Source organism: Leclercia sp. 119287, assembly GCF_009734485.1.
Taxonomy (GTDB): Bacteria; Pseudomonadota; Gammaproteobacteria; order Enterobacterales; family Enterobacteriaceae; genus Enterobacter; species Enterobacter adecarboxylatus_C.
On record NZ_CP046445.1, the window covers coordinates 2,708,337 to 2,733,538 of the forward strand.

The 25,202-nt window shown below is 55.2% G+C and carries 25 protein-coding genes; 12 read left to right on the forward strand and 13 right to left on the reverse strand.

The genetic code is table 11. The annotated features are described in order from the left end of the window. From sapF to pdeR, 5 genes are all read left to right on the forward strand, one after another. Nucleotides 1-807 carry a putrescine export ABC transporter ATP-binding protein SapF gene (gene sapF, locus GNG27_RS13005; protein WP_142489792.1) on the forward strand — a complete coding sequence of 269 codons (807 nt, stop codon included), beginning with the start codon at nucleotides 1-3 and terminating at the stop codon, nucleotides 805-807. 123 nt (nucleotides 808-930) lie between these two features. After that, nucleotides 931-1,719, forward strand: a complete 789-nt coding sequence (gene fabI, locus GNG27_RS13010; protein WP_142489793.1) for an enoyl-ACP reductase FabI — start codon at nucleotides 931-933, stop codon at nucleotides 1,717-1,719. A gap of 161 nt (nucleotides 1,720-1,880) precedes the next feature. Continuing rightward, nucleotides 1,881-2,888 (forward strand): CMD domain-containing protein, encoded by a 1,008-nt coding sequence (locus tag GNG27_RS13015; RefSeq protein ID WP_156263949.1) that lies wholly within the window; start codon nucleotides 1,881-1,883, stop codon nucleotides 2,886-2,888. Between the two features lie 88 nt (nucleotides 2,889-2,976). Continuing rightward, nucleotides 2,977-4,911 (forward strand): exoribonuclease II, encoded by a 1,935-nt coding sequence (locus tag GNG27_RS13020; RefSeq protein ID WP_156263950.1) that lies wholly within the window; start codon nucleotides 2,977-2,979, stop codon nucleotides 4,909-4,911. A 324-nt stretch (nucleotides 4,912-5,235) separates the two neighbouring features. Continuing rightward, nucleotides 5,236-7,227 (forward strand): cyclic di-GMP phosphodiesterase, encoded by a 1,992-nt coding sequence (pdeR, locus tag GNG27_RS13025; protein ID WP_142489796.1) that lies wholly within the window; start codon nucleotides 5,236-5,238, stop codon nucleotides 7,225-7,227. Here pdeR and GNG27_RS13030 read toward each other — a convergent pair. Then, nucleotides 7,224-8,093, reverse strand: a complete 870-nt coding sequence (locus tag GNG27_RS13030; protein ID WP_156263951.1) for a crotonase/enoyl-CoA hydratase family protein — start codon at nucleotides 8,091-8,093, stop codon at nucleotides 7,224-7,226. The two genes, pdeR and GNG27_RS13030, sit on opposite strands and share 4 nt — an antisense overlap. Before the next feature lie 192 nt (nucleotides 8,094-8,285). On the opposite strand from GNG27_RS13030, the gene GNG27_RS13035 reads away from it, so the two are divergent. From GNG27_RS13035 to osmB, 3 genes are all read left to right on the forward strand, one after another. After that, nucleotides 8,286-8,468, forward strand: coding sequence for a hypothetical protein (locus GNG27_RS13035; RefSeq protein WP_106993141.1), 183 nt, complete (start codon nucleotides 8,286-8,288; stop codon nucleotides 8,466-8,468). Nucleotides 8,469-8,536: 68 nt separating this feature from the next. Next, nucleotides 8,537-9,292, forward strand: a complete 756-nt coding sequence (locus tag GNG27_RS13040) for a DNA-binding transcriptional regulator YciT (protein ID WP_156263952.1) — start codon at nucleotides 8,537-8,539, stop codon at nucleotides 9,290-9,292. Nucleotides 9,293-9,552: 260 nt separating this feature from the next. Continuing rightward, nucleotides 9,553-9,768 (forward strand): osmotically-inducible lipoprotein OsmB, encoded by a 216-nt coding sequence (gene osmB, locus GNG27_RS13045; protein ID WP_106993143.1) that lies wholly within the window; start codon nucleotides 9,553-9,555, stop codon nucleotides 9,766-9,768. Between the two features lie 113 nt (nucleotides 9,769-9,881). Here the strand turns inward: osmB and yciH are convergent, their stop codons facing one another. The 5 genes from yciH to pgpB all read right to left on the reverse strand — a co-directional run bounded on the left by yciH (nucleotide 9,882) and on the right by pgpB (nucleotide 13,528). Next, nucleotides 9,882-10,208, reverse strand: coding sequence for a stress response translation initiation inhibitor YciH (yciH, locus tag GNG27_RS13050; protein ID WP_156263953.1), 327 nt, complete (start codon nucleotides 10,206-10,208; stop codon nucleotides 9,882-9,884). Then, entirely contained in the window at nucleotides 10,208-10,945 is a 738-nt protein-coding gene (pyrF, locus tag GNG27_RS13055) for an orotidine-5'-phosphate decarboxylase (RefSeq protein WP_156263954.1), read from the reverse strand. The genes yciH and pyrF overlap by 1 nt, the downstream gene beginning before the upstream one ends. Before the next feature lie 182 nt (nucleotides 10,946-11,127). Further along, nucleotides 11,128-12,297 (reverse strand): lipopolysaccharide assembly protein LapB, encoded by a 1,170-nt coding sequence (gene lapB / locus GNG27_RS13060; RefSeq protein ID WP_156263955.1) that lies wholly within the window; start codon nucleotides 12,295-12,297, stop codon nucleotides 11,128-11,130. 6 nt (nucleotides 12,298-12,303) lie between these two features. Further along, nucleotides 12,304-12,612: a LapA family protein gene (locus tag GNG27_RS13065; protein ID WP_106993147.1), complete on the reverse strand. Its 309-nt coding sequence runs from the start codon at nucleotides 12,610-12,612 to the stop codon at nucleotides 12,304-12,306. Between the two features lie 151 nt (nucleotides 12,613-12,763). Further along, complete coding sequence (gene pgpB / locus GNG27_RS13070) at nucleotides 12,764-13,528, reverse strand: phosphatidylglycerophosphatase B (protein WP_156263956.1); 765 nt, start codon at nucleotides 13,526-13,528, stop codon at nucleotides 12,764-12,766. Between the two features lie 197 nt (nucleotides 13,529-13,725). Between pgpB and ribA the strand changes: the two genes are divergently transcribed. Continuing rightward, entirely contained in the window at nucleotides 13,726-14,316 is a 591-nt protein-coding gene (gene ribA / locus GNG27_RS13075) for a GTP cyclohydrolase II (protein ID WP_106993149.1), read from the forward strand. Nucleotides 14,317-14,364: 48 nt separating this feature from the next. On the opposite strand, the gene acnA is transcribed toward ribA, so the two are convergent. The 6 genes from acnA to topA form a co-directional block, all read right to left on the reverse strand. Further along, entirely contained in the window at nucleotides 14,365-17,040 is a 2,676-nt protein-coding gene (gene acnA, locus GNG27_RS13080) for an aconitate hydratase AcnA (RefSeq protein ID WP_156263957.1), read from the reverse strand. Between the two features lie 168 nt (nucleotides 17,041-17,208). Further along, the gene (ymiC, locus tag GNG27_RS23715) at nucleotides 17,209-17,310 is read right to left on the reverse strand and encodes a small membrane protein YmiC (RefSeq protein WP_231312181.1); all 102 of its coding nucleotides are present in this window, start codon (nucleotides 17,308-17,310) and stop codon (nucleotides 17,209-17,211) included. 126 nt (nucleotides 17,311-17,436) lie between these two features. Further along, nucleotides 17,437-17,607 (reverse strand): hypothetical protein, encoded by a 171-nt coding sequence (locus GNG27_RS23515; RefSeq protein WP_197090526.1) that lies wholly within the window; start codon nucleotides 17,605-17,607, stop codon nucleotides 17,437-17,439. 2 nt (nucleotides 17,608-17,609) lie between these two features. After that, nucleotides 17,610-17,771, reverse strand: a complete 162-nt coding sequence (locus GNG27_RS13085) for a YmiA family putative membrane protein (protein WP_156263958.1) — start codon at nucleotides 17,769-17,771, stop codon at nucleotides 17,610-17,612. A 318-nt stretch (nucleotides 17,772-18,089) separates the two neighbouring features. Continuing rightward, on the reverse strand, nucleotides 18,090-19,064 hold the full coding sequence (cysB, locus tag GNG27_RS13090) for an HTH-type transcriptional regulator CysB (protein WP_106993152.1): 975 nt from the start codon (nucleotides 19,062-19,064) through the stop codon (nucleotides 18,090-18,092). Nucleotides 19,065-19,251: 187 nt separating this feature from the next. Continuing rightward, a complete protein-coding gene (gene topA / locus GNG27_RS13095; RefSeq protein ID WP_156263959.1) occupies nucleotides 19,252-21,846 on the reverse strand; it encodes a type I DNA topoisomerase in 2,595 nt (864 codons plus the stop codon). Nucleotides 21,847-22,242: 396 nt separating this feature from the next. Here topA and GNG27_RS13100 point away from each other — a divergent pair, with 396 nt between their 5' ends. Continuing rightward, entirely contained in the window at nucleotides 22,243-22,494 is a 252-nt protein-coding gene (locus GNG27_RS13100) for a YciN family protein (RefSeq protein WP_142489806.1), read from the forward strand. Between the two features lie 34 nt (nucleotides 22,495-22,528). On the opposite strand, the gene sohB is transcribed toward GNG27_RS13100, so the two are convergent. Beyond that, nucleotides 22,529-23,575 carry a protease SohB gene (gene sohB, locus GNG27_RS13105; protein ID WP_156263960.1) on the reverse strand — a complete coding sequence of 349 codons (1,047 nt, stop codon included), beginning with the start codon at nucleotides 23,573-23,575 and terminating at the stop codon, nucleotides 22,529-22,531. Between the two features lie 249 nt (nucleotides 23,576-23,824). On the opposite strand from sohB, the gene GNG27_RS13110 reads away from it, so the two are divergent. Together GNG27_RS13110 and cobO are read left to right on the forward strand one after the other, a co-directional pair. After that, complete coding sequence (locus GNG27_RS13110; protein WP_142489808.1) at nucleotides 23,825-24,586, forward strand: YciK family oxidoreductase; 762 nt, start codon at nucleotides 23,825-23,827, stop codon at nucleotides 24,584-24,586. Next, nucleotides 24,583-25,173, forward strand: coding sequence for a cob(I)yrinic acid a,c-diamide adenosyltransferase (gene cobO, locus GNG27_RS13115; RefSeq protein WP_156263961.1), 591 nt, complete (start codon nucleotides 24,583-24,585; stop codon nucleotides 25,171-25,173). The genes GNG27_RS13110 and cobO overlap by 4 nt, the downstream gene beginning before the upstream one ends. Nucleotides 25,174-25,202: the final 29 nt, after the last annotated feature.

A 25,202-nucleotide genomic window follows, 5' to 3' on the forward strand; every position in this document is an offset into this window, starting at 1 on the left:
ATGGTCGAAACCTTGCTGGAAGTGCGCAACCTGAGTAAGACCTTTCGCTACCGTACCGGTTTGTTCCGCCGCCAGACCGTCGAAGCGGTGAAACCGCTGAGCTTTACCCTGCGGGAAAAGCAGACCCTGGCCATCATCGGTGAGAACGGTTCAGGGAAATCGACGCTGGCGAAAATGCTGGCCGGGATGATCGAACCCTCCGATGGTGAAGTATTGATTGACGACCATCTGCTGAAATTTGGTGATTACTCGTTCCGCAGTCAGCGGATCCGCATGATTTTTCAGGATCCGTCGACGTCGCTGAACCCGCGCCAGCGTATCTCGCAGATCCTCGATTTTCCGCTACGTCTGAATACCGATCTTGAGTTTGAAGCGCGGCGTAAGCAGATTATTGAAACCCTGCGAATGGTCGGGCTGCTGCCGGATCACGTCAGTTACTATCCACACATGCTGGCCCCGGGGCAGAAACAGCGTCTCGGCCTTGCCCGCGCGTTGATCCTGCGGCCAAAGGTGATCATCGCTGACGAAGCGCTGGCCTCGCTGGATATGTCGATGCGTTCACAGTTAATCAACCTGATGCTGGAGTTACAGGAGAAACAGGGTATTTCGTATATCTACGTGACCCAGCATCTGGGGATGATGAAGCACATCAGCGATCAGGTGCTGGTGATGCATGAAGGCTCGGTGGTGGAGCGCGGCAGTACCGCATCGGTGCTGGCCTCGCCGCTTCACGATCTGACAAAACGTTTAATTGCCGGCCATTTTGGCGAAGCCTTAACCGCCGATGCCTGGCGAAAAGATCGCTGACCTGCCCCTGTATGGAGTGGTCGGATTAACACTGTACGCGACACATGCTATTATCGCCGCGTTTTAACGACGGTTGTCCAACAGATGACAGCCGCCACAACAATGAATATAAGGATTAGAGCTATGGGTTTTCTTTCCGGTAAGCGCATTCTGGTGACTGGCGTTGCCAGCAAACTGTCCATCGCATACGGTATCGCACAGGCGATGCATCGCGAAGGCGCTGAGCTGGCATTCACCTACCAGAACGACAAGCTGAAAGGCCGCGTAGAAGAGTTTGCCGCGCAGCTGGGTTCCAGCATTATTCTGGAATGCGACGTTGCACAAGATGAAAGCATCGACGGCATGTTCGCTGAGCTGGCAAAAACCTGGCCGAAATTTGACGGTTTCGTTCACTCCATCGGTTTTGCACCGGGCGACCAGCTGGATGGCGACTACGTGAACGCGGTCACCCGTGAAGGCTTCAAAATTGCTCACGACATCAGCTCCTACAGCTTTGTGGCGATGGCAAAATCCTGCCGCACCATGCTGAACCCGGGCGCAGCCCTGCTGACGCTCTCCTACCTGGGTGCTGAGCGCGCTATCCCGAACTATAACGTAATGGGCCTGGCAAAAGCCTCTCTGGAAGCTAACGTGCGCTATATGGCGAACGCGATGGGTCCTGAAGGCGTGCGCGTGAACGGTATCTCTGCGGGTCCAATCCGTACCCTGGCCGCTTCCGGCATCAAAGACTTCCGTAAAATGCTGGCGCATTGCGAAGCGGTTACCCCAATCCGTCGCACCGTCACCATCGAAGACGTGGGTAACTCCGCGGCGTTCCTGTGCTCTGACCTCTCGGCTGGCATCTCCGGCGAAGTGGTTCACGTTGACGGCGGTTTCAACATCGCTGCAATGAACGAGCTGGAAATCAAATAAGTTCGTCACCTTCCCGCTGCGGCGGGAAGGTTTGCCTGCCGTTCCATCCCGTTTTCCTCCTCGTTATTCCGTTCCGCTATTTGTTATCACCTAACAATATTTTTCCGCTTATCCGCCTTACGCCAGGATATTGATCGCCATTTTGAGATCAAGGAACGCACATGGAACAACGCCGTATTTCTGGCAAAGGCCACTGGTATCACGAGACCCAGTCCAGTAGCAGCCCGACGGAAGTCCTGCCTTTGGTTCCCGAAGCCGCACAGGTCGCGGATCGTTTTTTGCTGAACCTCACTTTACCGACAACGCTGCTGGCGGCCTGCGAACGCTGGTTAACCCCGGCCCGGGCGCTGTGTGACCTCTTTTTCCCGCGCGCCGTGCCGGTAAATCGCCTGCGCACGCTGAGCGCGTACGACCGATTCAGCACCGCGCTGACCGTGGCGCAGGTGTGCGGCGTGCAGCGTCTGTGTAATCACTACGCTGCGCTTCTCGCCCCGCTCTCCGGTCCTGACTCCTCTCGTGAAAGTAATCGCCGCCTCGCCCAGATCACCCAGTATGCCCGCCAGCTTGCCAGCTCGCCTGACGTGATCGACGCCAAGGCGCAGCAGGAGCTCGATGAGGTGGGCCTGACGGTGTATGACATCGTGACCATCAACCAGATTATCGGCTTTGTCGGTTTTCAGGCGCGGGTTGTCGCAGTGTTTCAGGCCCTGCTCGGGCACCCTGTCCGCTGGCTACCCGGACACCACATCCCCCCGCATGCCCTGATTGATGATAATGAGCTGAACATGGACGCCTGGGAGTCTGTCGTGCCAGGCGTTGAGCAACGGAACGCCAGCGCGCAGCAGCTGGCATCCCTTGAACGCTGGCAGGCCGAGCCGCTATTGCAGCAGCTTACGCCGGTGCTGTGCCATGAGCCGGCGATCCTCGATTACACGGGGGAAATTCTGGTCAGCGGCATCCATAATGCGCAACCAGCCGATGCGCCAGATGAGGCGGTAAAACGCGCCGTAGAACAGCTGGCGCGCTCCCCGGATCGGTTCAGCGCCGCGCAGTTTACCCCGCTGACGGACGAGGGTCTTTCCCCGGCTCAGGCTATCAACCTGCTGACCTGGAGCGCTTTTTGCGGTTGGTTGAGCCGTCTGAAAATCGCCATCGGCAAAGGCGAATAACCCTACTCATTACCTAAAGAGCGCTTGCCGTAACAGTGAGATTCGCGTAAAACTGTCAGCCGCTCAATGGCTACGAAAATAGATCACTATGCTCCAGGACAACCCGCTGCTAGCGCAGCTTAAACAGCAACTGCATTCCCAGACGCCACGTGCTGAAGGGGTCGTAAAAGCCACGGAAAAAGGCTTTGGCTTCCTTGAAGTCGATGCACAGAAAAGTTACTTCATTCCGCCTCCGCAGATGAAGAAAGTGATGCACGGCGATCGTATTACTGCCGTGATCCATAGCGAAAAGGATCGTGAATCTGCCGAGCCTGAAGCGTTGATCGAACCGTTCCTGACCCGCTTTGTGGGTAAGGTGCTGCGTAAAGATGACCGTCTGTCCATCATTCCGGACCATCCCCTGCTGAAAGACGCCATCCCTTGCCGCGCCGAGCGCGGGGTCGCACATGATTTTAAAGAAGGTGACTGGGCCGTGGCTGAAATGCGCCGTCACCCTCTCAAGGGCGACCGCGGTTTTTATGCCGAGCTGACCCAGTTTATTACCTTCGGCGACGACCATTTCGTGCCATGGTGGGTCACGCTGGCACGCCATAATCTGGAAAAAGAAGCGCCAGAAGGTGCAGCGACGGAGATGCTGGACGAAGGTCTGACGCGTCGCGATCTCACCGCCCTCAATTTTGTGACCATCGACAGCGCCAGCACCGAAGATATGGACGATGCGCTGTATGTGGAAGAGCAGGCTGACGGCAAGCTGCTGTTAACCGTGGCCATTGCCGATCCTACGGCCTGGATTGCTGAAGGCACGCCGCTGGATGACTCTGCTAAAATTCGCGCCTTCACCAACTATCTGCCGGGCTTCAACATCCCGATGCTTCCGCGCGAACTGTCTGACGACTTGTGCTCACTGCGCGCTAACGAAGTCCGTCCGGTTCTCGCCTGCCGCATGACCATCGCCACCGATGGCACCATCGAAGAGAACATCGAATTCTTTGCAGCCACCATCGAGTCAAAAGCCAAGCTGGTGTATGACGAAGTGTCTGACTGGCTGGAAAACAGCGGCAGCTGGCAGCCTGCAAATGACGCCATTGCTGAACAGATCCGTCTGTTACAGCGCGTCTGCCTGAGCCGCAGCGAGTGGCGTAAGACCCACGCGCTGGTGTTCAAGGATCGCCCTGACTACCGCTTCATTCTCGGTGAAAAAGGTGAAGTGCTGAATATTGTTGCCGAACCGCGTCGCATTGCTAACCGCATTGTTGAAGAGTCGATGATTGCGGCCAACATCTGTGCGGCCCGCGTACTGCGCGACAAACTCGGTTTCGGTATTTATAACGTGCACACCGGCTTCGACCCGGCGAACAGCGAGGCGCTGGCCGCCCTGCTGAAGACTCATGACGTACACGTCGACCCGCAGGAAGTCCTGACGCTGAACGGCTTCTGCAAGCTGCGTCGTGAGCTGGATGCACAGCCGTCCGGCTTCCTCGATAGCCGCATCCGTCGTTTCCAGTCTTTCGCTGAGATCAGCACCGAACCTGGCCCGCATTTTGGCCTGGGTCTGGAAGCCTATGCGACCTGGACATCCCCGATCCGTAAGTATGGCGATATGGTTAACCACCGCCTGCTGAAAGCGATCGTCAAAGGGGAAACCATCGCCCGTCCGCAGGACGAAACCACCGTGCAGATGGCAGAGCGTCGTCGTCTTAACCGCATGGCGGAGCGCGACGTCGGTGACTGGCTGTATGCCCGCTTCCTGAAAGACAAAGCCGGGACTGATGCCCGTTTTGCGGCCGAGATCATCGATATCAGCCGCGGCGGCATGCGTGTTCGTCTGGTGGATAACGGCGCCGTGGCTTTTATTCCGGCCCCGTTCCTGCACGCCGTGCGTGACGAACTGGTTTGCAGCCAGGAGAACGGCACCGTTCAGATTAAAGGTGAAGTGGCCTATAAGGTGACTGAGGTTATCGACGTCACTATCGCTGAAGTACGCATGGAAACACGCAGCGTTATTGCCCGCCCTGCCGTCTGATTGTCGCCTGCTGAAAAGTCGGATCCACCCACGCCGGGTGATCCGACTTTTTTATTACCTCTAAAACCTCATACTCATCATTTTTACGTACCTTTCCCTCCCACAAATTGCAAAAAGCGATCACAATTATTAACGGCGGGCGGGTTCACGTCTTAATGCGCTACAGGAATATTCATTCGTCTGTATCCTTTTTCGCCATTCTCGTTCTAATATAAGAATACTGGGAAAAAACAATAGGTTTAGTTCGGGTTTACCGCCGTTTTATTGCGATTAAACCGACTGGAAATGCACAATCTGTGCAATTAAGTGCGCCTGGGAGAGAGCATGATTGACGATCTGGAGCAAAATTTGCTGTTTCGTTACATGGGCACCCACAGTCCCTGGTGGCGGCTGACGGCGGACAGTAATGCGCTCCATCTTGCGGCCAGTGAAAGCGCAGATACTACACAGGTTGTCGCGTTGACCGATGAACAGGCCAGTCATATTCGCCAGATGACGGTGATCACCTCCAGCATTACCATGACGCTCTCCCTGTACGGTACCGATGTGCCAGTGCACCTGGTAGGCCGCAAAATCAATAAAAAAGAGTGGGCCGGCACCGCCTCCGCCTGGCATGACACCTCCGCTGTCGCCCGCGATCTGGCGCAGGGTCTCTCCTTTGCCGAACAGGTGGTTTCTGAAGCCAACTCGGTCATCGTCATTCTCGATCGGCACGGCAATATTCAACGCTTCAACCGCCTGAGCGAAGAATACACCGGGATGAAAGAGCACGAAGTCATTGGTCAGAACGTTTTTAAGCTGTTTATGAGCCGCAGCGAAGCCGCTGCCTCCCGCCGTAATATCAGCGGTTTTTTCCGTGACGGTAGCTCTTATGAAGTTGAGCGCTGGATCAAAACCCGCAAAGGGCAACGTCTGTTCCTGTTTCGTAATAAATTTGTGCACAGCGGCAGCGGCAAAAACGAAATTTTCCTTATCTGCTCCGGTACGGATATCACTGAAGAGCGTCGTGCCCAGGAGCGGCTCCGGGTACTCGCCAATACCGATACCATTACCGGCCTGCCAAACCGCAATGCCATTCACGATATGATCAGCGAAGCGATCGATAAGCGCGGCGACACCCAGGTGGGCGTGGTCTACCTTGACCTCGATAATTTCAAAAAAGTGAATGATGCCTACGGGCATATGTTTGGCGACCAACTTTTACAGGCCGTGGCGCTGGCGATCCTCAGCTGCCTGGAAGATGGCCAGGTACTGGCTCGTCTGGGCGGCGATGAGTTCATCGTGCTGGCCACCGGGACTTCCCAGGGTGCGCTGGAAGCGATGGCGTCGCGGATCCTGACCCGGCTGCGCCAGCCTTTCCGGATTGGTTTGATTGAAGTCTATACCGGCTGCTCGCTGGGCATCTCCCTTGCCCCGCAGCATGGGACCGATCGTGAAAGCGTGATCCGCAATGCCGACACCGCCATGTACACCGCCAAAGAGAACGGACGCGGCACGTTTTGCGTCTTCTCACCGGAGATGAATCAGCGCGTCTTTGAATATCTGTGGCTGGACACTAACCTGCGCAAGGCGCTGGATAATGATCAGTTGGTGATCCACTACCAGCCGAAGATCACCTGGCGAGGCGAGGTCAGAACCCTCGAAGCGCTGGTTCGCTGGCAGTCGCCAGAGCGCGGCCTGATCCCGCCGCTGGAGTTTATCTCCTATGCCGAAGAGTCGGGGCTCATCGTGCCGCTGGGCCGTTGGGTGATGCTCGATGTGGTGCGCCAGGTTGCCAAATGGCGCGATAAAGGCATTAATTTACGCGTAGCGGTCAACGTCTCGGCCCGCCAGCTGGCGGATCAGACCATATTCAGCGATCTGAAACAGGCGCTGAAGGATCTCAATTTTGAATATTGCCCGATAGATGTGGAGCTGACGGAAAGCTGCCTGATTGAAAACGAAGAGCTGGCGCTGTCGGTTATCCAGCAGTTCAGCCAGCTGGGGGCGCAGATCCATCTCGATGACTTCGGCACCGGTTATTCGTCGCTGTCGCAGCTGGCCCGCTTCCCCATCGATGCTATTAAGCTCGATCAGGCCTTTGTCCGGGATATCCATAAGCAGTCGGTGTCGCAGTCACTGGTGCGGGCGATTGTTGCCGTCGCCCAGGCGCTGAATTTGCAGGTGATTGCCGAAGGGGTGGAGAGCGCGAAAGAAGACGCCTTTCTGACAAAGAATGGCGTCAACGAACGACAGGGTTTTCTCTTTGCTAAGCCCATGCCCGCTGTCGCATTCGAGCGATGGTTTAAACGATATCAGGCACGCAACGCGCGTTAGCTGGCTTTACGCAAGCCTGATGCGGTGTGGCGGTCCTGGAGCTGAACCAGCCGCTGCATATAGGCCACGTCCTTCTGCTGCAGACAGAATGCGGCATCCACCCAGTCTTCCGTGATATCCATAAGCTCACTACGCGGCAGCTGCAACACCCGCTGACGGGCGCGGAGCATGGCTCTGACGCCGTTCATTTTAGGCTGTAACGTGTCGATGAAGGTCCGTGTCGCTACGTAGCCCTGACCGGGTTCGAACAGCACGTCCACCAGCCCCTGCTGCTGATACCACTCTGCAGTGTGTGACTCCCCTTTGTAGATCAGCTCTTCTGCCAGTTTCATGCCTGAACGGCGTGCCACCAGCGAGTAGCCGCCCATGCCGGGAAAGAGATTGAAGGCGATCTCCGGGAAGCCTAAACGCGCATCCCGTTGTGCCAGCAGGAAGTGGTGCGCCAGCGCGGCCTCAAATCCGCCGCCAAGCGCACTGCCCTCCACCATCGACAGGGTGATTGCCCCGGTATCGAAGCCACGCGACGCAGCATGGACACAGTCCACGCACGCGCGGGCATACGCCCGAAGCGCTTCGCGACGTCCATTCTCGATGCACTCAACAAAGAAACGTAGATCGCCGCCGGTGTTGTACATCTCTGGCACCAGCGATCCGGTCACCCAAAAATCGACCTCAAACCCGGACTGCCTTACCAGCCAGGACAGGTTCATGATCTCCTCAATCAGGGCATGATTGAAGCATGGGCGTGGCTGAGCTCGCAGCATCATCCACACGGTGCGTCTTTCCTCTTCGTAGTAAGCTGCGAGTTGGGTGAATCGTACAGAATCAGTGAACAGTTTACAGGTAGCCTGATTGATAATTGTCATAGTCTAATTCCTCATAGAAAAAAGCGCCTTGCGCGCAGAATTAGACTAATCCACTACCAAAGTCCTCTGTATAAAGATGTATGAAAATATCACTACTATTAATGTACTTTCGTTAGCACACTTTTTCCCTTCTCTTTTGCCGTTAATTTCTGCATCATTGAATTTATTCACTTTTCATTTAGGGATGAGATTATGTCTGATATCGATGCACTGAAAGTTGCCCAACGTATTGATACTGTGCTGGATATTCTGGTTGCAGGTGATGTGAACTCTGCTCTGCGTAATCTCGAGATATTAAAATCAGAATTACTGACCCAGGCGGGCGCGCAGAAAAACGGCGACGCCGCACAGCCTAAATCGCCGTGGGAAGTTTAAGGGTCGCAGCAGCTCCCGTGGTTATGTCAGTTTTCAACTAACGGCTCAGCCGTTTTAATATGGATGCTATGAATTCCCGACAACAAATAATATTACAGATGGTGATCGACACAGGACGTGTGAGCGTCGTTGATCTGGCTAAAAGTACCGGCGTGTCTGAAGTCACCATCCGCCAGGATCTCAATCTTCTGGAAAAAATGAGCTATCTGCGCCGCGCGCATGGCTATGCCGTGCCGCTCGACAGCGAAGATGTCGAAACGCGCATGATGAACAACTATGCCCTGAAACGTGAACTGGCGGAGTTTGCCGCTTCTCTGGTCAACAACGGCGAAACGTTGTTTATCGAGAACGGCAGCTGTAATGCCCTGCTGGCGCGTACCCTGGCCGAGCAGAAAGAGGAAGTCACCATCGTGACGGTGAGCAGCTACATTGCTCATCTTCTGAAAGAGACGCGCAGCGAAGTCATTTTGTTGGGCGGAATCTATCAGAAAAAAAGCGAAAGCATGGTTGGCCCTCTTACACGTCAGTATGTTCAGCAGGTTCATTTCAGCAAGGCCTTTATCGGCATCGATGGCTGGCAACCTGAAACCGGCTTTACCGGGCGGGATATGATGCGTTCAGACGTGGTCAATGCGGTGCTTGAAAAAGGCGGTGAGGCTATTGTGCTGACCGACAGCACCAAATTTGGCGCGGTGCATCCCTACACCATGGGCCCGGTCTCCCGCTTCAGCCGGGTTATTACTGACGAAGGCATCAAAGCGGCCCACAGCGAGAAACTGCAGCACGACGGGCTCATCGTCGATATCGTGAAAAAGCCAGCCTGACTCCCCTCCAACGCCCGGTTCGCCGGGCGTTTACCTGCCCTTTCGCTCTGAGATTATTCTGACGCAGCCTTTAAGACTATTTACCTGTTGGATCAGTGATAAAGACGTAAAATTAATGTTAGCGATATAACAGGAAGTGACTATCACCTGCGTGATTTTGTAACGCCTGCGCGAACAGTTTCATGGAAAACACGCTTAAGAGTTTTACACTTAATTAAGCAGAGTTATTTCCGTGGACCACTACTTCAGGAGAATGAGTTATGTCTATTAACAGCAAAAAATTATCCGCTGCTATGCTGGCCGTTACGCTGGCATTGTCCCTGAGCGCATGCTCCGGCATGAGCAGACAAGACCGTAATACCGCGATTGGTGCGGGTGCAGGCGCAATCGGTGGTTCCGTCTTAACTGACGGAAGCACGCTGGGGACCCTGGGTGGTGCCGCAGTGGGTGGTATCATCGGTCATCAGGTTAAATAACTAACCGATTTCCACCGCAGTCATTTGATAATGCCCTTTTGTTTCTGGCGCTATCTCAAAATAAAAATAATAAGCCACGGTCTCGACCGTGGCTTATTTGTTTCTGGCACGCGTCAACCGCCCGCTAATTTCACTTTCATCCCTTTTGCTTCCAGCAGGGATTTAATCAGATCCCGCTTGTCGCCCTGGATCTCAATTACGCCATCCTTAACTGCCCCGCCGCAACCGCATTTTTTCTTCAGTTCAGCGGCAATGGCTGCCAGGGTGGCATCGTCAGCATCAATGCCGGTCACCAGGCATACGCCCTTTCCTTTACGCCCGCTGGTCTGGCGTTGAATTCGTACAATGCCGTCGCCTTTCGGACGCTCAGCTACCTCTTTCGGTTCATCTATGCGCCCGGTGTCGGTCGAATAGACCAAGCGACTGTTGTTATCGCGCATTACGCCCCCTTGTGAAGTGATGCGTTGATGGCTTTCAGAGTTTGTGCCGGGTCAGCAGATTGGGTTACCGGACGACCAATAACCATATAGTCTACGCCCGCCGCCAGCGCCTGCTCCGGGGTCATAATGCGGCGCTGGTCGCCGGCATCGCTGCCCTGAGGACGAATACCTGGCGTTACCAGCTTAAAGTCCTGGCCAATAGCGCTTTTGAAGCGCACGGCTTCCTGAGCTGAGCAAACCACCCCGTCCAACCCACAGCTGTGCGTCAGGCGCGCCAGACGCTCGGCATGCTCTGCTGGTGACAGTGTCACGCCAAGATCCAGCAGGTCGCTGGACTCCATGCTGGTCAACACGGTAACCGCAATCAGTAACGGCGCGTCTTTGCCAAAGGGCTGGAGAGCTTCACGAGCTGCGGTCATCATCCGCGCACCGCCTGAGGCGTGCACGTTAACCATCCAGACGCCCAGCTCGGCAGCAGCCGCTACCGCATGGGCAGTGGTGTTAGGAATATCGTGGAATTTCAGATCCAGAAAGACATCAAAACCGCGCTGCTGCATGTCACGCACAATTTGCGGGCCAAAGAGCGTAAACATCTCTTTGCCGATTTTCAGGCGGCAGTCGCGCGGGTCAATACGATCAACGAACGCAAGCGCGTTATCGCGATTGTTGTAATCCAGAGCGACAACAACAGGAGATTCAGTAACTGCGCGGGATGAAGAGGGAGCTACAGACGTCATGACCGGACCTTCTCGTCGATGGGCGCCGCATCGGCGCGGGAATGTTAAACGGCGTGCATTCTACCTGTGCATCACGAAAATGAACAGGTTCCATTTTCATTCCTGCCAGACTGCAGCGCGCACCGTTCAGACTGAAAAGGCGCCAACAGTATGTTGTAACTAAAAAAGGATTTTTTTAAAAATTACTGCCCATCGAGGCCACGAATCGGCTTAATGGTTGACCAGGCGCGACACGACGGACAGTGCCAGTACAAGGTGTAGGCAGTAAAACCGCACTTCTGGCAGCGATAGCGCGGCTTGCTGCGGATCTGCTCGCCGACCATGTCGCGCAGCACCATCAGGCTCTCTTTGGCGCGCCCCTCTTCCGCATCGTTGAGGTGGTAATCCATCAGCTTGTGAAACACGCGCATGGTGGGATGACGCTGCAGCAGGCGGGTGATGTAAATCTGCGCGGTGTCGCTGCCCTCGTGCTCCTGGACGACATCCGCTAGCATCAGCTCGGCATAGGCCCCGGTGTTCTCTTCCACGCAACGCCGCAGGAAGGCCACCCACTCTTCGACCATATCCAGTTGCTGATAGCAGGTTTGCAGCATCTCCAGGGTTTCGCTGACCAGCTCTTTATCCTGGTCGATGACCCGCAGCAGGCTCTCTACCGCTTTCTGGTAATCGCCTTTCGCCATGTACACGCGCCCCATCATGATAGAGACGCGCGCGCTGCTGCGATCCGCGGCAGCGCCCTTCCGGAGAAGCGCCATGGCTTTGTCCATGTCTTCATTGCCCATCTGCTGCAGGGCGAGTTCGCAATAGAAATGGGCGATTTCTACGCGCTGTTTGTCTTTACCCAGCTTCACCAGACGTTCCGCAACGTCAATCGCTTTCTGCCATTCGCTGGTGGCCTGGTAAATTTGCAGGAGTTGTTGCAGAGCGCTGATGCGAAAATCGGTTTCATCCACCAGCTGATTGAACATCTCTTCGGCGCGATCGTACAACCCTGCCGCCATGTAGTCGCGTCCCAACTGCTGTACGGCCAGCAGGCGCTGCTCATAGGTTAATGAGGCGCTTTCCATTAAGGTCTGGTGGATGCGGATGGCGCGATCAACTTCGCCCCGGGAACGGAACAGATTGCCGAGAGTAAGGTGGGCCTCAACGGTGCCGGTATCCTCTTTCAACATCTCAAGGAACAGGTCTACCGCTTTATCCTGTTGGTTGCTCAGAAGGAAGTTAACCCCGGCGACATAGTCGCGTGAAAGACGGTTGGCTTCATCCTGTTTTGTTTGTTGCGCACTTCTGCGGCCCATATACCAGCCATAGGCTGCGGCTACAGGCAAAAGCAGAAACAACAACTCCAGCATCTTCGATTATTCCTTCGCTACCGGCACACCTGAACTTACCGGAACGTCGGTCGTGGGCGCAATTTGGTATTCAAGACGTTTAATTTTACGCTCGGCGCGGGCAAGTGAAACCCGAACTTTTAGCCAGAACAGGCCGCAAATAAGCCAGCCGATCGCAAATCCTGCCGCAAAGAGTACCGCCAGCAGGCTGGAAATCCGATATTCGCCTTGCGCCAGCAGATAATTGAACGTTACCTGTTGATCGTTTTGCGCACCTAATGTGACGGAAATGACAAAAATCGCCAACACCAGTAAGAAAATGAGTAAATATTTCACATTACTTCCCGTTATGTGGTTTGAGCGAATAAAGAGTGTTCACCATAGCGTAACCAGCCTTATAAACTACCATTTTCAGGACGGGCGCGAAACGGAAAAAGCATCGCGCCACGACTGGATCTGCGGCTAAATATGAGAATTTCAACCGCAGTCAGCTTTCCTGGTCCCTGTCGGCTATTTCCCGCTTCTCTTCTGCCGGCGGCGTGAGCGGACCACAAACGCGCTGGGCAAGCCAGGTGGCGCAGGTGATCAGCAGCCACGACATCAGAGTGGCAACCACCAGATCCCGCGGCCAGTGCATGCCGAGCAGCAGGCGGCTGCCCATTACCCCCGTCGCCCAAACCAGCAGGAAGGCGATGGTCAGCGTGCGCCGGCGCGGCCACAGCAGCCCTACCCCCAGCAATGCCCAGCTTGCGGCGAACATCGTGTGTCCGGACGGGAAGGCAAATCCGGTCTCTTTTTGCCAGTGTTTGCGTAAAAATGTCGGAACAGCCTGTTGTTCAGTAAGCTGTTCTTTCACCAGCTCACCGCGTTCTTTACGCTTTAAATTGTAGAAGTCGTTGACCGGGACATGGTGAGTTTTTTCCAGCCAGACGACAAACGGACGCGGCTCCTGAACCCGATCTTTCACCCAGGATTTAAGCCCCTGGCCGATAAGGATCACGCCGGCAAGAATGGCAAAGAGCATGATGGCGGCCCGCAGACGAAAACGCAGGCACCATAAAAACCAGCCGCATAGCAGCGCGTGCGTAATAATGCCCCAGGGTTGTGTGACCGTCTCCGTGATCCAGAACAGCGCCTTTAACCATCCGCTGTTCGTGCCAGGCTGCCACTGCCAGCCGGACATCCATACAGCCACAGGCATAATAAGCAATATCCCTGCGCCAACCGCCGTACGGCGGGCAATTGAAAGCATGTCGTCTCCTTTTTTCGATAAGCCTCACAATCATAACTGAAAAATGAGAGCTGCGTAAAAATGTCGGATTGTGCGTTTAACGTTCGTTAAGCTGGCGGTGATTAGGTGAACGTGTGGAGCTTGTGGCAAAATAAGACAATACCGACAGCCAAACAGGCAACAGACACAAGGCGTGTCAGCATTTTTTGGAGAATCACATGCAGCTTAAACGTGTGGCAGAAGCCAATCTGCCAACCCCCTGGGGCGATTTCCTGATGGTGGGTTTTGAAGAACTGGCAACCGGGCAGGATCACGTTGCGTTAGTGTTCGGGGATACCTCCGGGCAGACGCCAGTGCTTGCTCGCGTCCATTCCGAGTGTTTGACGGGTGACGCCCTGTTTAGCCTGCGCTGCGATTGTGGTTTTCAGCTGGAAGCCGCCCTGTCGCACATCGCGGAAGAAGGCCGCGGCATCCTGCTGTATCACCGCCAGGAGGGGCGTAATATCGGCCTGCTGAACAAGATCCGCGCCTATGCCCTGCAGGATCAGGGATACGATACCGTGGAAGCGAACCATCAGTTAGGCTTTGCAGCAGACGAGCGTGATTTCACCCTGTGCGCCGATATGTTCAAGCTGCTGGGCGTGGATGAAGTGCGTTTGCTGACCAATAACCCTCGTAAGGTAGAGATCCTGACCGAAGCCGGCATCAACATCGTTGAACGTGTGCCGCTGATCGTGGGCCGTAACCCGAACAACGAACACTATCTGGATACCAAAGCGGCGAAGCTTGGACACCTGCTCAGCGAGTAAAAAAAAACAGCCCGGCAGCGCGATGCGCGCCGGGCTGGTCACTATGTGTTAATTCAGCATATTACGGATCACATAGTGCAGGATACCGTCGTTCTTGTAGTAGGTCAGCTCGGTAGCGGTGTCAATTCGGCAGCGGCAGTCCACCACCTCGGTTTGTCCATCCGCTCGCGTCAGCTTGACCGGCACGGTGGCGCCAGGCGTCAGACTTTGCAGATCCGCAATATCAATACGCTCCTCCCCGGTCAGCCCCAGCGTTTTACGCGATGTCCCCTGCGGGAACTCCAGCGGTAAAATCCCCATCCCGATCAGGTTTGAACGATGAATACGTTCAAACGACTCTGCGATCACCACGCGTACGCCAAGCAGCCGTGGCCCTTTTGCTGCCCAGTCACGGCTGGAGCCGGAACCGTACTCTTTCCCGGCGATCACCGCCAGCGGCGTACCTTCCTGCTGATACTTCATAGCAGCATCGTAAATCGAGATCACCTCCGTGCCCGGCAGATGTCGGGTCATCCCGCCCTCAACGCCAGGCACCATCTCGTTGCGGATGCGTATATTGGCGAAGGTGCCGCGCATCATCACCTCATGGTTACCGCGACGGGACCCGTAAGAGTTGAAGTCACGTCGCTCCACGCCACGACTCTGCAGATACCGCCCTGCCGGGCTATCCGCTTTAATGCTCCCCGCCGGAGAGATGTGGTCGGTGGTGACCGAGTCACCGAGGATGGCCAGCACGCGCGCGCCGTGGATATCTTCCAGCGGTTTAGGCTCCGCCAGCATCTCGTCAAAGAAAGGCGACAGGCGGATGTAGGTGGAATCATCCTGCCAGCTGTAGGTATCCGAGCGCGCCACCTCAATGCTTTTCCACTCCGCCGTGCCTTCGAACACTTCGGCATACTCCTTGCGGAACATGTCGGTGGAGACTTTTTCTACCGCGAGGGCGATCTCCTGCGCTGACGGCCAGATATCTTTCAGATAAACCGGATCCCCTTTGCGGTCGTGCCCCAGCGGCTCGGTCGCGAGGTTAATATTCATATTCCCGGCCAGGGCATAGGCTACCACCAGCGGCGGTGAGGCCAGCCAGTTGGTTTTCACCAGCGGGTGGATACGGCCTTCGAAGTTGCGGTTGCCCGAGAGCACCGCCCCGACCGTCAGATCCCCCTGCTTGATCGCCGTCTCGATAGGTTCCGGTAGCGGCCCGGAGTTACCAATACAGGTGGTACACCCGTAGCCGACCAGGTTGAAACCCAGTTCATCCAGGTACGGCGTCAGCCGGGCCTGGGCCAGGTAATCGGAGACCACTTTGGAGCCCGGAGCCAGCGAGGCTTTTACCCACGGCTGGCGTTTCAGGCCAAGCGTAACGGCTTTTTTCGCCAGTAGTCCCGCCGCCATCAGCACGCTGGGGTTTGAGGTGTTGGTACAGGAGGTGATGGCCGCGATCGCTACCGCGCCATCCGGAAGCTGATACTGATGGCCGTTCATGACGTAATCAATGGGTCGACGATCCTTCTGCGCGGTATTAACTTCCAGTTCATTGCTGGCAGCAAACGCCTTCGGCACATCCCCCAGCGCGACCCGATCCTGAGGACGCTTCGGCCCGGCGAGGCTGGCTTCGACCTCGCCCATATCCAGCGCCAGGGTGCTGGTAAACACCGGTTCATCTCCCGGATTACGCCACATCCCTTGCGCTTTGGCATAGGCCTCAACCAGCTCAACCTGCTCGCTGCTGCGCCCGCTGAGGCGCATATACTCCAGCGTGACGCCGTCTATCGGGAAGAAGCCACAGGTCGCGCCGTATTCCGGCGCCATGTTGGCGATGGTGGCCCGGTCCGCCAGCGGCAGTGAGTCGAGTCCGTCACCGTAGAATTCAACAAATTTGCCCACCACCCCGTGCTTACGTAGCATCTGGGTCACGGTGAGCACCAAATCGGTGGCGGTGATGCCTTCACGCAGTTTGCCGGTCAGCTTAAAACCGACCACGTCAGGGATCAGCATCGACACTGGCTGACCGAGCATAGCGGCCTCGGCTTCGATTCCCCCTACCCCCCAGCCCAGCACGCCAAGGCCGTTGATCATGGTGGTGTGCGAGTCGGTGCCGACCAGCGTATCCGGGTAGGCCACCCACTCTTTATCCTGCAGTTCACTCCACACCGCCTTGCCGAGGTATTCGAGATTGACCTGGTGGCAGATGCCGGTGCCGGGTGGAACAACGCTGAAGCGGCTGAAGGCCTGCTGGCCCCATTTCAGAAACACATAACGCTCGTGGTTACGCTCCATCTCCAGGCGTACGTTCTCTTCAAACGCCTCATCGTCACCAAAGTGGTCCACGGTCACCGAGTGGTCAATCACCAGATCCACAGGGGAAAGCGGATTCACTTTGGCAGTATCGCCGCCAAGACGTTTGACGGCTTCGCGCATCGCCGCCAGATCGACTACCGCCGGAACGCCGGTAAAGTCCTGCATCAGGACCCTGGCCGGACGATAGGCTATCTCCCGGTCGGCATGGGCATTTTGCAGCCACCCGGCGAGGGCGTGGATGTCTTCGGAGGTGACAGAGACCTCATCCTGCCAGCGCAGGAGATTTTCCAGTAACACTTTAAGCGACTTGGGTAAACGGTCGATGTCCCCAAGCTCCCTGGCGGCCAGCGGCAGGCTGTAGTAGTGATAGGTTTTGTTCTCGGCCTGCAGTGTGTCCTTACTGGCTTCGCGTAAGGTTAACGACATAAGCTCCTCCTTAATTACCGGGATTGCGATACCCTGACCTTTATCAGGGCCGTAATTAAAGATAACACATCGTCACCGTAACGATTTGATAACAACCCAAATGGACAAATTTGCAGAGAAAAGGAGAGGTCAAAAAGAAAAAGCCCCGCTTGAGCGAGGCTTTATTTTTCAGTGTAGGGAGAGCCAGATAAGCTGGGACCAGAAGAGAATCGACAGAGAGAACGCGGCGATCCACGACCAGTATTTGACTCCGGATATATTATTCATCATTGTGACACCCGTCTTTATTTATTTGTTTACGGCTGAGTCAGGCTCAGTTCGGTATTGCTGAAGTGTATTTATTAAAGAGTACAAAAGCGCACCGGATTATTAATGTACTACGCCTGAGCGGCAGAATTATTGTTTTTTGGCATCGTCTTCTGCGAACGAATCGATGAAGGCTTGCTGCTGCGGCGACAGCGTCCAGGAAGCAGGAACCTGGCTTGTCACTTCTTTACGGACTTTGCGGCGAGTGTCACGTTGCTGACACATAGGTTTCACTGCTTCACTGCGCCCCTGTACCGTCATAGTTAACCCCAGAATTTCCAGACCAGTAACGTCACCACGATCCAAAACAGCGTGGAACCGAGAAATACCGCCAGCCAGGCTTTGCGCTTGAGCCCTGGATCCCGTTGCGGCTCATGACTTCCTGACGGCATTGCTAACCTCGTACAATCGACTTTGCTTATCATTTGGCTACCAAACAATTGGTATAAGTAATCATCACTGAGATAAATCCTAAAGAAACTTTAGTTGAAAATCCAGTGAATTTACGAATCCTGTACGGTGAAATATTTAATCTTTTGAGCGGAAATATATAAATGAAACGTGGAGTTTGCGTAGCGGCTATTTATTTTCTATTTTTGTTGGCTTTTTGAGACAGGCGCGGACACAAAGCGCTGTAACCCTATGGTTACTGTGTTAAACGAATGGTTAAAAGAGAAGGATTCTAATTCAGATTACAAACGGGAATAACGGTATCTTTCCCGCAGGAAAGATACCGCAGGGTATTATTTTTCTGGCAGCTTAATGTCTTTAAACATCGCTTCGATGTCTTCATTAGAACGCAGCGCAACCGCCGTATCCACCACGTCGCGGGTCAAATGTGGTGCGAATCGCTGAATAAAATCATACATATAGCTGCGCAGGAAGGTGCTGCGGCGGAAACCAATTTTGGTGGTGCTGTGGCCGAATACGCCCTGGGTATCCAGGCGGACTAAATCGGGATCGGCTATCGGATCTACCGCCATGCTGGCAATCACCCCTACCCCCAGCCCCAGCCGCACGTAGGTCTTGATCACGTCGGCATCGGTGGCGGTAAAGACGATCCGTGGCGTTAAGCCTGCGCGATTGAATGCGGTGTCCAGTTCCGAACGGCCGGTAAAGCCAAAGGTGTAGGTCACCAGCGGATACTGGGCGAGTTCCTCGATCGATACCGAGGTTTTGGCCGCCAGCGGGTGTTCAGGCGTCACCACAATCGAGCGGTTCCAGTGATAGCAAGGCAGCATCACTAAATCGTCGTAAAGATGCAGCGCTTCGGTGGCGATGGCGAAATCTGCATTGCCTTTAGATACTGCTTCGGCAATCTGAGTCGGTGAGCCCTGATGCATATGCAACGAAACGCGAGGATAGCGCTCAATGAAGCCTTTAATCACGCCCGGCAGAGCGTAGCGCGCCTGGGTGTGGGTTGTGGCGATATACAGGGAGCCTTTGTCAGGCCATGTGTGCTCGCCCGCCACGGATTTAATGGCATCGACCTTCGACAGCACTTCGCGGGCAATACGGATAATTTCCTGCCCCGCCGGCGTAACCTGAGTGAGGTGTTTACCGCTGCGGGCGAAAATCTGGATCCCCAGCTCATCTTCAAGCATACGGACCTGCTTACTGATACCGGGTTGCGAGGTATAAAGACCTTCTGCGGTCGAGGAGACGTTAAGGTTGTGGTTGACCACCTCAACGATATAGCGAAGCTGCTGTAGTTTCATGCCGGACCATCCGATTGAGCGCACACGGGCAATCGCTTAAGACGATTTGATAATAAGAAAAGGGTTAACTATAACCACTATATCATTTATATCATTGCTGTATAGCCCGTAACAAAAAATAATAACCCGCCAATAAAAAAGGGCCGGAAGTCCGGCCCTTTCAAAGGTAAGTAACGGTAATTAAGGCTTATTTCTTGCCTTCAACCCATTTTCCGTCAACATAAAATGCTGACCAGCCGGTCGCTTTACCGTCTTTCTCAGAAGCAACATACTGCTGCTTGGTCTTACGGCTAAAACGCACGATCGTCTTATTACCTTCAGGATCCTGCTGTGGCGCATCGGCCAGATAGCGCAGCTTCTCAGCCAGGCGATCGCGGAAGCGGAACAGCTCTTCCACCAGCGGCGCACGGGTTTCACGTGATTTCGGGAAGGTGTTGGCCGCCAGGAAGACGCCCGCCGCACCGTCACGCAGGACGAAGTAAGCGTCGGACTTCTCGCACGGCAGCTCCGGCAACGGCACCGGATCTTCCTTCGGCGGTGCCACTTCACCGTTACGCAGGATCTTACGCGTATTTTTACAGTCATCGTTGGTGCAGGCCATGTACTTACCAAAACGCCCCATCTTCAGGTGCATTTCAGAACCACATTTTTCACACTCCACGATCGGACCATCATAGCCTTTAATGCGGAACTCACCCTCTTCGATCTCGTAACCGTCGCAGGTCGGGTTGTTACCGCAGACGTGCAGTTTACGTTTCGGATCGATCAGGTAGCTGTCCATCGCTGTGCCGCACTTATTACAGCGGCGCTTAGCGCGTAATGCGTTAGTTTCCGCATCGTCGCCTTCCAGCACGTTCAGCACTTCGTTTTCCGGCACCAGGTTGATGGTGGTTTTGCAGCGCTCTTTCGGCGACAGGGCATAGCCTGAACAGCCGAGGAACACGCCGGTAGTGGCGGTACGGATCCCCATTTTGCGGCCGCAGGTCGGACAGTCGATGCTGGTCAGCACCATCTGGTTCGGCTGCATGCCACCCTCTTCAGGATCTTTTTCCGCTTTTTCCAGCTGGTTGGTGAAGTCGCCGAAGAAACTGTCGAGCACCTTCTTCCACTCGGCTTCGTGGTTCGCCACCTGGTCAAGACTGTTTTCCATCTGCGCGGTAAAGTCGTAGTTCATCAGATCGCGGAAGTTAGCTTCCAGACGATCGGTGACAATTTCACCCATTTTTTCTGCATAGAAACGGCGGTTTTCCGTACGCACATAGCCGCGATCCTGAATGGTCGAAATGATCGACGCATAGGTAGACGGACGACCAATGCCGCGTTTTTCCAGCTCTTTCACCAGCGAGGCTTCGCTGAAGCGAGCCGGTGGCTTGGTGAAGTGCTGAGCCGGCGTCAGCTCAACCAGGGAAAGTTCATCCCCGGCGTTGACCGCTGGCAGGGTTTTGTCTTCATCACCCTTACGCAGCGCAGGCATTACTTTGGTCCAGCCATCGAAACGCAGAATACGACCACGCGCTTTCAGGCGGAAATCACCCGCACCGACGGTGAGCGTAGTGGAGTCGTATTGCGCAGGCGTCATCTGACAGGCGACAAACTGGCGCCAGATCAGCTGATACAGTTTCTGCGCGTCGGCTTCCATATCCTTCAGGGATTCAGCCAGAACAGCAACGTCAGAAGGACGAATCGCTTCGTGCGCTTCCTGAGAGTTCTCCTTGCTGTTGTACTGGTTGGCGCTCTCCGGCAGATACTTCTTACCAAAGTTATCGCCGATGTAATCACGCACCATGTTGACTGCGTCCTGGCTCAGGTTGGTGGAGTCAGTACGCATGTAGGTAATGTGACCCGCTTCATACAGACGCTGAGCCATCATCATGGTTTTCTTCACGCCGTAACCCAGTCGGGTACTTGCCGCCTGCTGCAGCGTGGAGGTGATAAACGGCGCGCCCGGCTTACTGCTGGTCGGTTTGTCTTCACGATCCAGCACCTGATAGCGGGCTTTCTCCAGCAGCGCGACCGCGGCCATCGTCTGATCGCGGTTTTCAGGGCGGAACGGCTTATCGTTCTGGTGCGACACTTCCAGCGGCAGCGTATCGCCGCCCAGCGTGGTCACGCTGGCGTCAATTTCCCAGAATTCTTCTGGCACAAACGCTTTGATTTCGCGTTCACGTTCAACCACCAGACGCACGGCAACAGACTGGACGCGGCCCGCTGAAAGGCCACGGGCAATCTTTTTCCACAGCAGTGGAGAGACCATGTAACCCACGACGCGGTCCATAAAGCGGCGCGCCTGCTGAGCGTTAACGCGGTCGATATTCAGCTCGCCCGGCTTTTCAAAGGCCTGACGGATCGCGTTTTTAGTAATTTCGTTAAACACCACGCGGCTGTAGCGGGTGTCATCCCCTCCGATCACTTCCCGCAGGTGCCATGCAATGGCCTCCCCTTCGCGGTCAAGGTCGGTTGCGAGATAGATGTGGTCGGCTTTTTCCGCCAGCTGTTTCAGCTCGGAGACGACTTTCTCTTTACCCGGCAGCACTTCGTACTGTGCCTGCCAGCTATCCCACGGGTTAACACCCATGCGATTTACGAGCGCGCTACGTTCATCCTTTTTAGGCTTTTTGGCCCCTTTGGTGGAGGTAGAGTCGGCGCTCTTCTTGGCTGAGCCACTGGTCGGCAGATCGCGGATATGACCGACGCTGGACTTAACCACGTAGTCGCTACCCAGATACTTATTGATCGTTTTGGCTTTTGCCGGGGACTCAACGATAACGAGAGCTTTACCCATATTCACCTTTACCTAATTTGTTTCTTCCAGGAATACGTCGCGTGAGTTCACCTTCCACTGGCGACGAGACATCTATATAACGACGTCATCAGTGGATATCAACCCCCTTTCGGACCAGTCGCCAAAAACGACCTCACCCAGGTGGTTGAGTTTACGGGCTTTTTCTCGCTCCGGTGTGACTGCACGACGAGATTTAGGTCGAATGTCAAGCAAATCTATTGCCAGAATGACGAAAGCGCACACTCTACCTGATAAAATCCGTTACGCAACTTTATTAGCATGCAAAAGCAAATCACGCCAGCGCTGTCCGTCTTGCCCTGCATGCCTGAAAACGGGGAAAATTTGCTCCCGGGACCGCGGCGGCGTAGACTAATGTCACTGTTTAAGGAGGGGATAATGCAGCAAACTACCCAACCAATTGACCGCGCAACCTTGCTTGCCGAAGCAAATAAACTCATTCGTGAACATGACGACACTCTGGCAGGGATCGAAGCCACAGGTGTGGAGCAGCGTAATGGCGTGCTGGTCTTCAGCGGCGATTACTTTCTCGATGAGCAGGGGTTACCTACCCCACGCAGCACCGCGGTATTTAACATGTTTAAATACCTGGCCCATGCCCTCTCGGATAAGTATCACCTGGTCGATTGATGCAAAACGCGAGGCACTGGCCTCGCGTTTTTATTTATAGCAGGGGTTTCTGTCCACGCTGCAGCCAGCGTAGCAACAGTCGGTCCGCACTCTCTGCGGCGCTGTTGGTAAACCGGTCCATCAGTTTTTTCCGCCGGGTATAGCGCACGCCGACCAGCTCGCGGTCCTCCATCAGCCCCAGCAGCAGATCGTCGCTGGTGCCCACCTGGTCCACAAGCCCTTTATCCAGCGCCTGAGTGCCGTACCAGTGTTCACCGGTCGCCACCTGCTCGATATCAAGCTTTGGCCGCATCTGCTGCACAAAGCTTTTAAACAGCTGATGGGTGTCATTAAGATCTTCGCGGAATTTCTGTCGACCCTCTTCGGTATTTTCGCCCAGCAGCGTCAGGGTGCGCTTGTACTGACCCGCCGTATGCAACTCAACGTCAATGTCTTTGTTTTTCAGGAAACGATTGAAGTTGGGGATCTGCGCCACTACGCCAATCGAACCAATAATAGAGAAAGGTGCGGCGACGATTTTATCGGCCACGCAGGCCATCATATAACCACCGCTGGCGGCGACCTTATCTACCGCCACCGTCAACGGGATCTGCTTGTCGCGCAGGCGTTGCAGCTGCGAGGAGGCCAGCCCGTAACCGTGGACCACCCCACCCGGACTTTCGAGACGCAGGACAACCTGGTCTTCGGGTCTGGCCACTGCCAGCACCGCGGTGATCTCTTCGCGCAGGGAGGTAACCTCATGCGCATCCATGCTGCCTTTAAAATCCAGAACATAAACCCGCGGTTTTGCCGCTTCCGGGCGCTGCTCCAGCTTTGCTTTTTGCTTAGCCGCTTTCGCGTCAAGCTTGTGCTTTTTCTTCTGCGCCTTGTGCCACAGTTTTTGCTGATGCGCGTCGAGCAACGCCACCGACATCTCTTCCTGCATCTCCGTGTACTGCTCGCTTAACCGGGTAATCCGCAACTCGCCGCGCTGACGTTTGCGCTGCGTCAGGTTGACAATCAGAACGGCGATCACCGCAATGGCAATCACCACCGTTGCAATTTTGGCCAGAAATAAACCGTATTCAGAAAGTAATTCCACGCGTCCACCTTGGTTTAACCACTTGTTTTCACACCCAGTGTACAACAGCCTTCGCCAGGCGTCTCGCACCTGACGATACCCTTGCGAGGCGTCTTCAGGAATTTGAATTTCACGGAAAAATATTTGCAAATTGTTAATTTTACAGTGAACTCTCCGGATGACTGATTGATATCCTGTTCACTTTCGGGCATAAAGCCGAAAAGAGAACGCACAGCATGGGCCGCGCCAACGCGCGCCAGAGGAGTGACTTTGCACTATCAACCCAAAAAAGATCTACTGCAAAACCGTATTATTCTGGTCACTGGCGCCAGCGACGGTATTGGCCGTGAGGCGGCGCTGACCTACGCCCGCCACGGCGCACGCGTCATTCTGTTAGGACGTAATGAAGGAAAACTGCACGACGTGGCGCAGGCGATCGCCAGCGAGGGTGGCGCACCGACGCACGAATATACGCTTGACCTGTTAACCTGCACCCCAGAGGAGTGCCAGCAGCTTGCCCGGCGTATCGCCGAGGATTATCCGCGTCTGGACGGGGTATTACATAATGCGGGTTTTCTCGGTGAAGTGCGCCCGATGGACGAGCAAACCCCGGAGATCTGGCAGCAGGTAATGCAGGTGAACGTCAATGGCACCTTTTTCCTCACTCAGGCATTGCTTCCTTTATTACTGCAGTCCGATTCCGGCTCGCTGGTATTCACCTCATCCAGCGTCGGGCGCCAGGGGCGAGCCAACTGGGGCGCCTATGCCGCTTCGAAGTTTGCCACCGAAGGGATGATGCAGGTGCTGGCGGAGGAGTATCAAAGCCGCCACCTGCGCGTAAATTGTATCAACCCCGGCGGCACGCGCACCGGTATGCGCGCCAGCGCGTTCCCGACGGAAGATCCGCTTAAACTGAAAACCCCTGCCGACATCATGCCGCTCTATCTGTGGCTGATGGGCGACGACAGTCGCCGCAAAACCGGCATGACCTTTGATGCCCAACCCGGCCGTAAACCAGGAATATCGCAATGAGTGATGAACGTCATCAGCAGCGCCAGCAGCGTCTGAAAGAACAGGTCGACGCCCGCGTTGCCGCAGCTCAGGATGAACGCGGGATTATTATTGTCTTCACCGGCAACGGTAAAGGCAAAACCACTGCGGCCTTTGGTACGGCGACCCGCGCCGTCGGTCACGGACAAAAGGTGGGCGTGATCCAGTTCATCAAAGGAGAGTGGCCGAACGGCGAGCGTAATCTGCTCGAGCCTCACGGGGTGGAGTTTCAGGTAATGGCGACCGGGTTTACCTGGGATACCCAGAACCGCGATACCGACACCGCCGCCTGTCTGGCCGTCTGGGAGCAGGCGAAACGCATGCTGGCGGACCCTGCGCTCAACATGGTGCTGCTGGACGAGATCACCTACATGGTGGCCTACGACTACCTGCCCTTGCAGGAGGTCGTGGATGCGCTGAACAACCGTCCGGCGCACCAGACGGTGATCGTCACCGGACGCGGCTGTCATCGGGATATTCTGGAAATGGCGGATACGGTCAGCGAGTTACGCCCGGTCAAACATGCCTTTGATGCCGGCGTTAAAGCGCAAATCGGTATCGACTATTAAGAAAAAACCCGGCGATGCCGGGTTTTGTT